The organism is Nonlabens arenilitoris, assembly GCF_002954765.1.
GTDB lineage: Bacteria > Bacteroidota > Bacteroidia > Flavobacteriales > Flavobacteriaceae > Nonlabens > Nonlabens arenilitoris.
This window is the reverse complement of record NZ_MTPW01000001.1, coordinates 557,037-569,500: the sequence shown is the minus strand read 5'-3', so window position 1 is coordinate 569,500 and position 12,464 is coordinate 557,037. Positions and strand designations below refer to the sequence as shown.

The 12,464-nt window shown below is 33.5% G+C and carries 13 protein-coding genes; 3 read left to right on the top strand and 10 right to left on the bottom strand.

Going from position 1 to position 12,464, the window contains the following annotated elements; translation table 11 throughout:
- Positions 1-2: 2 nt before the first annotated feature.
- Positions 3-1,094 (bottom strand): Nif3-like dinuclear metal center hexameric protein, encoded by a 1,092-nt coding sequence (locus BST92_RS02480; protein ID WP_105070029.1) that lies wholly within the window; start codon positions 1,092-1,094, stop codon positions 3-5.
- 47 nt (positions 1,095-1,141) lie between these two features.
- On the opposite strand from BST92_RS02480, the gene lpxK reads away from it, so the two are divergent.
- Positions 1,142-2,110, top strand: coding sequence for a tetraacyldisaccharide 4'-kinase (gene lpxK, locus BST92_RS02475; protein WP_105070028.1), 969 nt, complete (start codon positions 1,142-1,144; stop codon positions 2,108-2,110).
- Here the strand turns inward: lpxK and BST92_RS02470 are convergent.
- The 8 genes from BST92_RS02470 to BST92_RS02435 form a co-directional block, all read right to left on the bottom strand.
- Positions 2,105-4,363: a tetratricopeptide repeat-containing hybrid sensor histidine kinase/response regulator gene (locus BST92_RS02470; RefSeq protein ID WP_105070027.1), complete on the bottom strand. Its 2,259-nt coding sequence runs from the start codon at positions 4,361-4,363 to the stop codon at positions 2,105-2,107. The two genes, lpxK and BST92_RS02470, sit on opposite strands and share 6 nt — an antisense overlap.
- A gap of 235 nt (positions 4,364-4,598) precedes the next feature.
- Complete coding sequence (gene gap / locus BST92_RS02465; RefSeq protein ID WP_105070026.1) at positions 4,599-5,594, bottom strand: type I glyceraldehyde-3-phosphate dehydrogenase; 996 nt, start codon at positions 5,592-5,594, stop codon at positions 4,599-4,601.
- Positions 5,588-6,025 (bottom strand): hypothetical protein, encoded by a 438-nt coding sequence (locus BST92_RS02460; protein WP_146105086.1) that lies wholly within the window; start codon positions 6,023-6,025, stop codon positions 5,588-5,590. The genes gap and BST92_RS02460 overlap by 7 nt, the downstream gene beginning before the upstream one ends.
- Positions 6,026-6,101: 76 nt before the next feature.
- Entirely contained in the window at positions 6,102-6,977 is an 876-nt protein-coding gene (lipA, locus tag BST92_RS02455) for a lipoyl synthase (protein ID WP_105070024.1), read from the bottom strand.
- A gap of 65 nt (positions 6,978-7,042) precedes the next feature.
- Entirely contained in the window at positions 7,043-8,149 is a 1,107-nt protein-coding gene (locus tag BST92_RS02450; RefSeq protein ID WP_105070023.1) for a glycosyltransferase, read from the bottom strand.
- A gap of 7 nt (positions 8,150-8,156) precedes the next feature.
- Positions 8,157-8,360: a membrane or secreted protein gene (locus BST92_RS02445; protein ID WP_105070022.1), complete on the bottom strand. Its 204-nt coding sequence runs from the start codon at positions 8,358-8,360 to the stop codon at positions 8,157-8,159.
- A 33-nt stretch (positions 8,361-8,393) separates the two neighbouring features.
- A complete protein-coding gene (gene murB, locus BST92_RS02440) occupies positions 8,394-9,422 on the bottom strand; it encodes a UDP-N-acetylmuramate dehydrogenase (protein ID WP_105072180.1) in 1,029 nt (342 codons plus the stop codon).
- Complete coding sequence (locus BST92_RS02435) at positions 9,422-10,612, bottom strand: pyridoxal phosphate-dependent aminotransferase (RefSeq protein WP_105070021.1); 1,191 nt, start codon at positions 10,610-10,612, stop codon at positions 9,422-9,424. The genes murB and BST92_RS02435 overlap by 1 nt, the downstream gene beginning before the upstream one ends.
- Before the next feature lie 80 nt (positions 10,613-10,692).
- Here BST92_RS02435 and BST92_RS02430 point away from each other — a divergent pair, with 80 nt between their 5' ends.
- Together BST92_RS02430 and BST92_RS02425 are read left to right on the top strand one after the other, a co-directional pair.
- Positions 10,693-11,232 carry a pepsin/retropepsin-like aspartic protease family protein gene (locus BST92_RS02430; protein WP_105070020.1) on the top strand — a complete coding sequence of 180 codons (540 nt, stop codon included), beginning with the start codon at positions 10,693-10,695 and terminating at the stop codon, positions 11,230-11,232.
- Positions 11,233-11,297: 65 nt separating this feature from the next.
- The gene (locus tag BST92_RS02425; protein ID WP_105070019.1) at positions 11,298-12,014 is read left to right on the top strand and encodes a PDZ domain-containing protein; all 717 of its coding nucleotides are present in this window, start codon (positions 11,298-11,300) and stop codon (positions 12,012-12,014) included.
- 2 nt (positions 12,015-12,016) lie between these two features.
- Here BST92_RS02425 and BST92_RS02420 read toward each other — a convergent pair whose 3' ends face one another.
- A complete protein-coding gene (locus BST92_RS02420) occupies positions 12,017-12,448 on the bottom strand; it encodes a DUF1573 domain-containing protein (RefSeq protein WP_211292426.1) in 432 nt (143 codons plus the stop codon).
- Positions 12,449-12,464 lie beyond the last annotated feature (16 nt).

The following is a 12,464-nucleotide window of genomic DNA, read 5'->3' as shown; positions in this document are numbered from 1 at the left end:
GTTTAATAATAGTTTACAGGGTTTGTTTGCGCATCTGCACAAAGGATTGCAAAATTACTAAATTTTTTGCTAAGATATTCGTGTAAAAGGTTTTTTGTAAACTGTTCACTTTCAAAATGCCCAACATCACACAATAGAATGGAATCACCTAGAAAAAAGTCGTGGTATTTTAAGTCTGCCGTTATGTAAGCATCTGCACCCGATTGGATTGCATTTTTAATTCCAAATGCTCCCGAACCACCTAATAATGCAACTCTTTTTATTTTTTTGACTTTAGAATTAGAATGTCTAACAATACCTGTTTTAAACCTTTCTTTAGATAGTTTTAAAAATTCATTAATGCTTAAATCTTTTTTAAATTCTCCTATCGCGCCCATGCCTATATGATCATATTGATTATTTAAGGTGGTAATTTCATAAGCGACTTCTTCATATGGATGACATTTGAATAGTGTTTTAAGTAGCTGAGATTCTAGATGCGGTAAAAATGTGATTGATAAAAGCTTTTCTTCAACGGTTGTTCGATTTCCTTTTTTACCGATAGCGGGATTACTATTCTCACCACCTAAAAAAGTACCTGTGCCATTGATTGTAAAACTACATTCTTTATAATTACCTAACTGTCCAGCACCTACTTTAAACAGTTCTTCCTTCACTGTTTCAAAATCATCATGCGGTATATAAGTGATTAGTTTTTTAATAAGCTCTTTTTTAGGTATTAATGTTTTGATGTCGCACAATCCTAATTCTTGAGCCATACGATAACTTACACCATTTTTTGCGTTATCAAGTGCGGTGTGTGTTGCATAAATCGCAATGTCATTTTTGATGGCTTTTATCACAGCCTTTTTTACGTAATTATCTGGTCTTAAGTTTTTAAGCCCACTGAAAATAATAGGGTGGAAGGTGACTATTAAATTACATTTTTTCAATATAGCTTCATCTATCACATTTTCTAAGCAATCTAGGGTTACTAATATTCCCTTAACCTCTTCTTGGGAATTGCCTGTTAACAAGCCTGTATTGTCAAAATCTTCTGCATAATGTCTAGGAGCTAATTGTTCAATGTAGGATAGAACTTCTTGGATTTTCATGTATGTGATTTAAAAAGCTAAAGATAAAATTAACCTACTTTTGAAACATGCAATCGCTTAGAAAATTATTATTTCCGTTTTCAGTCTTATATGATGGAGTTACAAGAGTCCGTAATTGGGCTTTTGATAAAGGATATCTTATGCAACATTCATTTGATATTCCTATTATAGCTGTAGGTAATTTAAGTACAGGTGGCACTGGTAAAACACCCATGATTGAGTGGCTAATTGAACATCATCAAGGTAAACGTATTGCAGTGTTAAGTCGTGGATATGGCCGTGATACCAAAGGTTATATTGAAATTAATGAAAATCATACGGCAGCGCAAGTAGGAGATGAGCCCTTACAGATTAAACTTAAGTATGGAGATATAATTACTAGCGCTGTTTGTGAAAAGCGTGTCAATGGAATAGAGCAGTTATTAAAAGATCACAAACTAGATGTTATTTTACTAGATGACGCTTTTCAACACCGGTATGTAAAAGCCAGTCATTATATCTTGCTTACCAGTTATGATAAGCTATATTCAAACGACTACTTGTTGCCTGCTGGTAATTTAAGAGAGTCTAGGAAAGGAGCTAATAGAGCACATACTATAGTTGTAACTAAATGTCCTGACTGTATTTCTGAATCAGAAATGAAGTTGATTACCAAGCGCCTACATCCATTAAGTAATCAAAAAGTTTATTTTTCTACCATCGTCTATGATGAGAAAATATATCAGTCAGGTAAATCGATGTCTTTAGTCCATATGAGATTTAATAGCGTCACAGCGGTTACTGGAATTGCAAAACCAGCACCTTTCATCAATCATTTAGAAAAATATTTTACTGTTAATCATATAGAGTATAGTGATCATCACCGCTTCCGCGAAAGCGAAATTAAAACTATAGCGTCTCATAAGGTCGTTGTTACTACAGAAAAAGATTTTACTAGATTGTCTCAGTGGAAATTACAAAACGTTTACTATTTACCTATTAAAGTGAAATTTAAAGGTGATGCACCTGATTTATAGTACCTGATAATTAGTAAAGGCTTTTTGAATCTTTTCAAAAAACTCATCCATTTTGAAAGGTTTAGGAATAATATCATCAAAACCTATTTGATAAAGTTCTTTTTCAGAATCATTTAAGGTGACTGCCGTAAGTGCAATTATTGGGATTTCTCTGTTTAATTTGCGGATCTCGGTCGTGGCCTTTTTACCGTCCATTACAGGCATGTGTATGTCCATCAAAATTAAATCATACTCTGTTTCTTGGACTTTTTGCAAGGCTTCGGCTCCATGGTTTGCGACGTCGCAATTAAAATTTTTTCCTTCAAGAATTTTGCGAGTAATCATCTGGTTGATTTTATTATCTTCTACGACTAAGATTTTTTTCTCTAAGTGTTCTCCTGGAGCGAGTGGTTTTTCTGTTAGTACTTCACTTATCGAATTGGATTTTACAGCTTCTATAGGTTCAACTGGTTCAGAAGGGAAAACTATTTCCTCATGATTAGATGTAAGTGTTTTTGAAATAGGTTGTAGTGGTTGATAATCGTCATAAAACTTATTAGAATCAGGTAGATCAAACCAGATGTCAAATGAGAATATACTACCACGGCCTAGTTTACTATCTAGTTTTATATCACTTTGCATTAATTCTACTAGATTCTTTACTATGGCTAGTCCTAGCCCAGTTCCTCCGTATTCTCTAGTTGTACTAGATTCTTCTTGCGCAAAGTTTTCAAAAATAGCGACTTGTTTTTCATCAGATATACCTTTACCATTATCTTCAACTTCAAATCTAATTAAACAACGGTTGTCTGCTTGTTTTAAGCGATTAGCTCTTATCCATATATTACCGTTTTGAGTGAATTTGATAGCGTTACCTATTAGATTAATCAAAATTTGAGTGATTTTAACTGGATCACCGTTGATGCGACTAGGGATCGCATCATCAAATTCTAATTGTAGTTTATTATTACGATCTTTGGACTGACTTTCTAATGATGTGGTAAGGTCTTGTATGCGTTTTTTGAGGCTGAAAGGAATAGATTCTAGTTCTACTTTATTTGCTTCTAATTTATTAAAGTTAAGAATGTTGTCAATCAATGAAAGTAGGTATTCACCAGAAGATTGCAATGTTTCTAAGTGTTCTTTTTGATCTGCCCTAGGTGTGTTTTCTAATAATAAATGAGTAAGACCAGTCACCGCATACATAGGTGTTCTAAGTTCGTGAGTTATTGTAGATAGAAAATCTGCTTTAATCTTTGCAGCATCTTGTGCTCTATCGCGCTCTTCTATTAAAGACTTGTTCTTTACGATTAATGTTTTGTTAGCTCTTAATCTGAATTTATTGTTTTTAAAGAGTGACATGGTTAACAAAGACAATAAAGTAAGAAGTACAAAAAATAAGATATTAGTGTAATCGTGCCTGTCTAGATCCTTTTGTTTTTTTGCAAGTTCTTCCTTAAGACTTTTATTTTCTTTATTTCTTATGGCAAGAGCATTACCACTATCTCCATTTTTAACAATAGATTCTTTTAATTCTATATAGCGATCCATGTATTCTAGACCTTTCTGGTAATCGCCTTGAGCGCGAGCAATAGAGGATTTAAGGCTGTAAGTTTCTAGTTCTGTAGATATAAAGCTATAATCTTTACTAATTCTTATGGCTTCATTTGTAGCTGCGTTTGCTTCATCTAATTCCTGTTTTTCAAAATAAGCTTTGGCCAGACCTAGTGTGGCACGCGATTCATAAAAATACAATTGTTGTTTTTGAAGTAATGGAATTACATTTCTAAAACCATTAACGGTTTCATATAAGTTGTTTGTTTCTAGATTAAGTTGAGCTCGTAGAAATAAATGCAGTGCTCTTAACTCTTGATTTGTAGAGTTTTGTATTAATATTTTGGCACTATTAAGGGTTTGATCAGCGTCAACGAATTTTTTGTTTTTTATAAATAAATCAGATTTTAATAAGTATAATCTAATCTGGCTGTCTGACTTATCTTGTATCAGTTGCTCTATGTCAGATAATTTGATTCTCGCAAGGTCTAATTGATTACATATAAGAAGATATTCAGCTTGCACTAGTTGAGTGCTTGCAAATAACGAAGAATCTTTTGCTATTTCTATAGCGCTAGATACTATGTTTTGAGCTTTATCGTAGTCTGATTTTTGAAGTGCTAAACGTGCTTTTTCTAACATCGCTTCAACTGCAATCTGTTGACTGTTAATGGATAAAGAGACGTCATCATCGCTTTGAGCGACGCACAATCCACCCATAATAATGGCGAATATTAGAAGTATTTTATTAATTGGAGAGATCAATTATTTAATTTGCTAACAAACAAATATAGAATTACGCTAGCTAAAAGCCTTAAAAACTGTCGATTTAGCTACTTAACTATGTATTTCGTCGATATTTTCTATGAAACGGTATCTGGCAATTTAACATAGGTAATACATTTTACTGTGAAATTACAAGTAGTTAACAGGATATAGAATAAGCAATTGAAATTTAGTCTAGAGAACTAATTTTTAAAATAAGGTCTTTTAATCTATTGCTGTATCCACTTTCATTATCATACCAGCCTATCACTTTGATAAGCTTGCCTATTACAGATGTCATTTGTGAATCAAAGATGCAAGAATATGGACTACCTGATATGTCAATAGAGACTAATGGTACATCAGTATAGGAGAAAGTACTTGGATTTGAATTTGCAAAAGCTAGAAAAGCAGCATTTACTTCTTCAATGCTAGTGTCTCTTTTTACATTGATAGTCATGTCTGTTAAACTACCATTGGGTACAGGGACACGTATGCCACAGCCACCTATAACCTCACTAAGATGTGGGAAAATTTTAGTAAGTGCCTTTGCGGCACCAGTTGTAGTAGGTACTATAGACTGACCAGCGGCTCTAGCACGTCTTAAATCATTATGCGGTTGGTCATGTAGACTTTGGTCAGACGTGTAACTATGTACCGTGGTGATATATGCTTGTTCAACTCCGCATAATTCATCTAATACTTTAATAAAAGGAGCTGCATTGTTAGTTGTGCAACTTGCATTAGATAATATTACATCATCTTCATTTATTGTATGGTCATTAACACCTAGTACCACTGTTTTTATATCATCATCAACTGGTGGAGCACTTAGAATCACTTTTCTTGCACCAGCATCACGATGCTTTTGTAGTTGCGCTAGCGTTTTAAATTTACCTGTAGATTCTATCACGATATCAACTCCTGTCCAATCAAGATCTTCTAAATTTTTATGATGTGTAAATAATATCGATTTATCGTTTATAACAATTGAGTCCTTAGTATAGGTTACATCGTGTGATAAGGTCCCGTGTATAGAATCATATTTTAATAAATGTGCCATCACATTTGTAGGCGCTAGATCATTAATAGCCACAACATCGATATCATCGTTGTCTAAAACTGTTCTTAAAAATGTGCGACCTATGCGACCAAACCCATTAATAGCTACTTTAATTCTTACCATGTGTCGTGCAGATTGGTCTTGATGTTGCGTTGAGTATTATTGAAATAATTATCTAAGATAAAGCCTATTCCCATGCCTATTAAAAACCCAAATATGATGCTTATGTTTGATATTAATGGTACTAATAATCCTGCAAAACATCCTATAGTGGTATACTGATATGAATCTTTAATTCTTAGCATATTTTGCATTAATAGAAGAGTAGATTTCAAACTCTCTTTAATAACTTTTCTATTGATATTAGAGTCATTGATACGACAGAATTGAACTTCTAGTTCTTGGTTAAGAATGTCTAATTCGTTTTGTTTTAAATCTAGATTCTTAACTTCTATAAGAAGTTCATTCCATTTATCAAGTAATTTTAATGACTTACGATCAGTAGTTAATACTCGATAAGAGTTTATAGTCAGTTGTGCTTCTTCTAGGCTCATCATCAATATAGTTTGATGTATTAGTGCAAGTTGAATGGAATAAGTTACTTATTTTGATATTACAATCTAAAAAAGATTATAAGATGTGTTTATGTGCTTTATAAGAACTTCTAACTAGAGCGCCACTTTCCACATGACGGAAACCCATTTCCAGACCTATTGTTTCGTATTTTTTAAATTGCTCTGGAGTAATGAATTCTTTTACAGGCAAATGTTTTTTAGAAGGCTGTAAATATTGACCTATCGTAACAACATCTACATTATTATCTCGTAGATCTTGCATAGTCTGTATAACTTCCTCTTCACGTTCACCTAAACCTAGCATGATACCAGACTTAGTCCTATTAATTCCTTGCTCTTTTAAATAACGCAATACTTCTAGACTGGTATCATATTTAGCCTGGATTCTTACTTCACGAGTTAAACGTCGTACAGTTTCCATGTTATGTGATACTACTTCTGGATTTGCTTCAACAATACGATCTATATTGCGTTTGTTGCCTTGAAAATCTGGAATTAATGTTTCTAGAGTAGTTTCTGGATTCATGCGACGTATCGCAGCGACTGTCTCTTTCCATATGATTGATCCCATATCTTTTAAGTCGTCGCGGTCTACACTGGTTACAACGGCGTGTTTTATACCCATTAATTTTATAGAACGAGCAACTTTTTCAGGTTCTGCCCAATCAATATCGTCCGGACGACCAGTTTTTACACCACAAAAACCGCACGATCTTGTGCAAGTGTTACCCAATATCATAAAGGTCGCAGTCCCTTCAGTCCAGCATTCGCCCATGTTAGGACAGCTACCAGATGTACATATAGTATGCAAGTCGTATTTATCAACCAGACCACGTAATTCTTTATATTTCTTCCCTACAGGAAGTTTAACGCGCAACCATTTAGGTTTTCCTTTTGCAGGTGGAGCGATGGATTCTTTTACTGTATTCATACTACAAATTTAGGTATAATGCTTCTGTGAGCAGTGATGTAGTCGTTAAAAATCTGTCAAACTGACTATTTCCAGCGTTTTGGTTGTTTTCCCGCATTAGCAAGGAACAGTCCCAATTGTGTAAATATTAAAATTATCTCTAGTAATGGAATGAATGGTATGATATCGCTTTCGCGAAAGCGAGATAAACCTTTCCCTATGACTAGCCACACAATTAAATATCTTAAAAGAACTAATCCCAATATAAACATCCAATTCATACCTATGATAAAGCCAAGAATTGCTGCTGTTAAAAAGCCTATCTGAGATATAAAGTAAAGACTTAATAAGAATTTATGTTTTGCCTTGTAATGTGATGCGGTGTTAATGTGACGTCGCTTTTGAGTCCACCAATTAGACCAAGTGTTTTTAGGTTTACTTATTGTGAAGGCATCTGGTTCAATAATTACCGTAGTATTGTCTTTAGTAGCTGCTTGATTAACAAAGAGGTCATCGTCACCACCTAAAACTTTCATATGATCTATGAAGCCACTCACATCATAAAATTGTTTTGAAGTATAAGCTAGGTTGCGACCTACACCCATATATGGATTTCCATGTAGTGCATAACTCATATATTGTATTGCAGTGATACCAGTTTCATATCTAATTAAGGCATTGAGAATGGAGTATTTCTTTTTCTCATAAGCTCCATAGCCTAAAATTATACTTTTGTTCTCGGCAAAACCATCAGCCATTATTTGTAGCCAGCTATTACTAGCCGGTTTACAATCTGCATCAATAAAAATAAGTTTATCGTTAATAGCTTTTTTAATACCTAAAGTGAGCGCATACTTTTTGTTGCCCCAGAAACTCTCATTATTAACAACATCAACTTTTTTTACTCTATCGTCTATTGCCTGAAACTCTTCTATGACTTCCAGAGTGTTGTCAATTGAAGCATCGTTGATTAATATAATTTCAAAATTGGGATGATTTTGTTGAAGCAGTAAGGGAACAAGAGTTTTAAGATTTTCTTGTTCGTTTTTTGAGCATACAATTATAGAAACGGCATCCTGTGACTTGACTTGTTGGGTTGTTTTGTAAAAACCAACTCGTGCCAAAAAGAAATGATAAATTATATTAATAAGCACAAATCCAGCTAGGACTATGAACGCTATGCCTATTTCCATCTTCTAATTAAGATTCTAAAGAAGGGTTTTTACAATCTTGCTCTTCTGGTAATTTACCGCACATACCGCAAGCTTCACCTTCTTTATTAAGAAATGGGCTTTGACTAGCACAAGTGCCCGCAAATTTACCGTCTTTTTTTCCCCAGATTTTTATTGCAATACCGCCAAATGCGAGAGCTAATAATCCTATCGTTATAAAGAGTAATTCCATAGTGCAAATTTAATAATAATAAGTGATGTATTCTTAATTCTGGATTAAATTCACTTCTGTTTCAATAGTGATCCCATATCTGTCTTGAACCATTGCCTGAATCTCTTTTGCGAGAGCAATAATTTCTTGTCCAGTAGCGTTGCCATGGTTTACAAGAACTAGCGCTTGTTTATCATGCACACCAGCATCACCACGTCGTTTACCCTTAAAACCACATTGATCTATAAGCCAGCCGGCAGGTACTTTTACTTGCTTTTCATTTACTGGGTAATGCGGTATAGATGGATGCATTCTTATAAGGTCTTCATAATAACTTTTTTCAATAATAGGGTTTTTGAAAAAACTACCACTATTACCTATCACTTTTGGGTCAGGTAATTTGCTACTTCTTATATTAATTACAGCTTGTGCAACAGCTTGTATGGATGGCTCTATTTGAAGGTTCTCTAATTCATCTTTTATTGCACCATAACTAGTTTTTAGTTGATACTCATTTTTCTTTGAGAGGTTTGTCAATTTAAATGTTACAGAGGTAATGACATATTTTCCTAATGCTTCATTCTTAAAAATGGAATCTCTGTAACCGAATTTACAATCTTCTAAATGGAGTGTTGTTACATCACCTGTTTTAATATTCATAACGGTGCATGAAACAAATGTATCCTTTAATTCCACGCCATATGCACCTATATTTTGAATAGGAGAGGTGCCTACATTACCAGGTATGAGAGCCATGTTCTCAATTCCAGCCCAATTATTTTCAATGCAAAAAATGACAAAGTCGTGCCAATTTTCTCCTGCCATTGCTGTTATATATACATGTTGATTCTCTTGCTTTAAAAGGTTAATACCCTTGATGTTTACATGTACAACAGGTCTCTCAATATTATTAAGTAATAACATATTGCTGCCACCACCTAGAAGAAATACTTCCTCGTTGTGATAATATGCAAGAGCTTCTTTAAGTTGCTGTATAGTGGATACAGATGTATATGCTTTTGCAAAAGCAGATATTCCAAAGGTGTTATGCTCCTTAAGAGAGAAGTGTGATCTTATTTCAATCACGCGTTATATGCTTTAAGAGCTTCTGCTAAGATTTGAACTGCTTTTATTAAAGATTCTTTTTCGAGAACGTAAGCTATTCTGATTTGATTTTTACCTACTCCAGCAGTGCTGTAAAAACCAGCTGCTGGAGCCACCATTATAGTTTCATTATCTAGTTGAAAAGATTCTAGCATCCATTGGGCAAATGCATCTGTGTCATCTACAGGTAATTGAGCGACACAATAAAATGCGCCACCTGGATTTGCAACCTCGACACCTGGTATGTTTTTTAGACCTGCTATAAGGATATCTCTACGTTCTATGTATTCTCCTATAACTTCATTAAAGTAAGCTTGTGGGGTATCTAGTGCAGCTTCGGCAGCAATTTGAGCAAATGTTGGAGGACTTAATCTAGCTTGAGCAAATTTCATTGCGGTAGCCATAACTTCTTTGTTTTTAGAAACCATACATCCTATACGAGCACCACACATACTATACCTTTTAGATACAGAATCTATCATGATGGCATGTTGTTCTAAACCTGGTATATTCATGACTGACAAGTGCTCACGACCATCATATGCAAACTCACGATAAACTTCATCTGCCACAAGGAATAAATCATGTTTTTTTACCAGCGCTGCTAGTTGATTCATTTCTTCTTGTGTATATAGATATCCTGTTGGATTGCCAGGATTACAAATTAAAATTGCTTTAGTTTTATCAGAGATGAGCTCTTCAAAATCACTTATAGAAGGTAATGCAAAATTATTTTCAATTTTTGTAGGTATCGGTCTAACGGTAACTCCACTTGCTGTTGCAAAACCATTATAGTTTGCATAAAATGGTTCTGGTATGATTACCTCATCACCATAATCACATATGCTACCCATAGTGAACAGTAATGCTTCACTACCACCTGTAGATACAATCACGTCATCTATAGTTAATCCCATTTCTATTTTATTATAATGGGTAACTAATTTTGTGCGATACGACTCATTTCCAGCACTATGACTATATGCTAAAATTTCCATGTCAGTGTCTTTAACCGCTTGTATAGCTTGACTAGGAGTTTTTATATCTGGTTGACCTATGTTCAAAGGATAGATATGAATTCCTCTCTTTTTTGCTGCTTCTGCAAATGGAACTAGTTTTCTAACCGGTGATGAGGGCATTATGGCACCCTTATGAGATATTGCTGGCATGAATTTCTATTTTGTTTTGCAAATGTAATACGACTAAGCTCTATATAAAAGTGATTATGATTTCCTTATATTTATGTTTTATGAAAAGTAAACTAATCTTTTACTATATCTTATTCTTTAGTTCAACAGTAATTGCTCAGTCATACTTCGATTTGTCTAATAAAGTAGATAAAGTTAAAGTACCATTCGTTTCGAGTGCAAATTTGATAATCGTTAAAGCTGAGCTCAATAATGTGCCACTTAATTTCATAGTAGATACGGGATCTGATAGAACTTTAATTTTTGGTTTTGTAGGCGTTGATTCAATCGAAGTTAATCGAGGTAAACTTATGAGGTATCAAGGTGCTGATCGAGATGGTTATTTTGAGGCTTATCTAAGTAAAGGAAATAAAATTTCGTTGAATAATGATTTATTTAATAATGACTCAGAGCTTTTAATTTTAACTGATGATAAATTTGATCTTAGTGCTCAAATAGGAATACCTATACATGGATTGATAGGTTCAGATTTATTTAACGAATTACTCGTAGAAGTTGATTATCAAAGAGAACAACTCATTTTTTATAGATCTAATAAAAAAATTATAGAAGATTTAAAAAATATGATCGTATACCATTGAATATTGTTGAAAACAAGCCCTATGTCAATTCTTTGATAAATAACGATTCGATTAGTTTAAATTTAATGATAGACACTGGTAATAGTGATGCATTATGGTTGTATTCATCTAATAAGATTAAGGTATCATTACCTGATAAGGGTTTTAAGGATTATTTGGGATATGGATTGCTGGGTGAGATTGATGGGCTTAGATCAAAACTTCATTCTTTTCAAATAGGCGATTTTTCATTAACCAGACCTACTGTCTCATATCCCAATCTGTCGACTGAGAATCTCAATTATCTAAAAGATGATTTTTCAAACGGCTCTATAGGAGGAGGGATGTTACGGCGATTTAGAATTTTGTTTGATTATAAAAATGAAAAACTAGTCTTAATACCAAATAAATATTTTAAAAATGAATTTTATTATAACATGTCTGGCATGCAAATAAAATCAAAAGGTTTTGATATTAAATATTCAAATTTTAATAATAATAATAATATCGAATTTGAAAATCAAAAAGGGATAAAAATATATTCTTCTAGTGTTGAGAATAGTTTAAGACTATCACCAAAATTAATAGTGTCTTCAGTGAACTATAATTCACCTGCATCTAGGGCTGGGCTTAAAATAGGTGATCAAATCGTTAAAATAAATTCTAGGACAGGTTTAAGCTTGACACTTAAAAGTGCCACCAATTATTTTTACCAAAACCCTTATAGCATTTTAAAAATTAAGTATGTGAGAAATGGAATAGTATATAAAACAAAATTGCAACTTATCCCATTAATAGAATAATTTTACATCTTCATTTTTTCTTCCTCATCCTTGTTGTCTGCACTCGCAGGTAGCACTTCTCCAATTAAATTTAAAGGGATAAGTTTTTCTTTAGTATTTGTATTGGCCGTTATTGTTTTAACAATAGGTCCCACCTTTTCAGTGTCATATTTCACTTTTATTTCACCTTTTTCTCCAGGTGCTATAGGCTCCTCAGGTTGTGCTACTATATCACAATTACATGCCGAATAGATATTATAAATCTTTAAAGGATGGTCGCCAGTATTAGTAAAAGTAAACGTGCGTACTCCATCACTGCCTTTTTCTATCCTTCCATAATCGATTGTAGTTTCAACAAATTTTACGGAGGTATTTTTATCAAGCGTAGACTCATCTTGCGCATTTAAAAATTGTCCAAATCCAATTGCTATTAATAATAAGAAGATATTTTTCATGTCCATTATTCTTTAT

Coding starts and splice junctions, on each gene's coding strand:
- BST92_RS02460 (WP_146105086.1), bottom strand. CDS start 6,025: ATGAGCCTAGAAGAAGCACAACTGACTATAAACTCTTATCGAGTATTA.
- BST92_RS02470 (WP_105070027.1), bottom strand. CDS start 4,363: ATGGGTGGATTGTGCGTCGCTCAAAGCGATGATGACGTCTCTTTATCC.
- BST92_RS02450 (WP_105070023.1), bottom strand. CDS start 8,149: ATGGAAATAGGCATAGCGTTCATAGTCCTAGCTGGATTTGTGCTTATT.
- BST92_RS02425 (WP_105070019.1), top strand. CDS start 11,298: ATGATAGACACTGGTAATAGTGATGCATTATGGTTGTATTCATCTAAT.
- BST92_RS02445 (WP_105070022.1), bottom strand. CDS start 8,360: ATGGAATTACTCTTTATAACGATAGGATTATTAGCTCTCGCATTTGGC.
- lipA (WP_105070024.1), bottom strand. CDS start 6,977: ATGAATACAGTAAAAGAATCCATCGCTCCACCTGCAAAAGGAAAACCT.
- BST92_RS02430 (WP_105070020.1), top strand. CDS start 10,693: ATGAAAAGTAAACTAATCTTTTACTATATCTTATTCTTTAGTTCAACA.
- BST92_RS02420 (WP_211292426.1), bottom strand. CDS start 12,448: ATGAAAAATATCTTCTTATTATTAATAGCAATTGGATTTGGACAATTT.
- lpxK (WP_105070028.1), top strand. CDS start 1,142: ATGCAATCGCTTAGAAAATTATTATTTCCGTTTTCAGTCTTATATGAT.
- BST92_RS02480 (WP_105070029.1), bottom strand. CDS start 1,094: ATGAAAATCCAAGAAGTTCTATCCTACATTGAACAATTAGCTCCTAGA.
- BST92_RS02435 (WP_105070021.1), bottom strand. CDS start 10,612: ATGCCAGCAATATCTCATAAGGGTGCCATAATGCCCTCATCACCGGTT.
- gap (WP_105070026.1), bottom strand. CDS start 5,594: ATGGTAAGAATTAAAGTAGCTATTAATGGGTTTGGTCGCATAGGTCGC.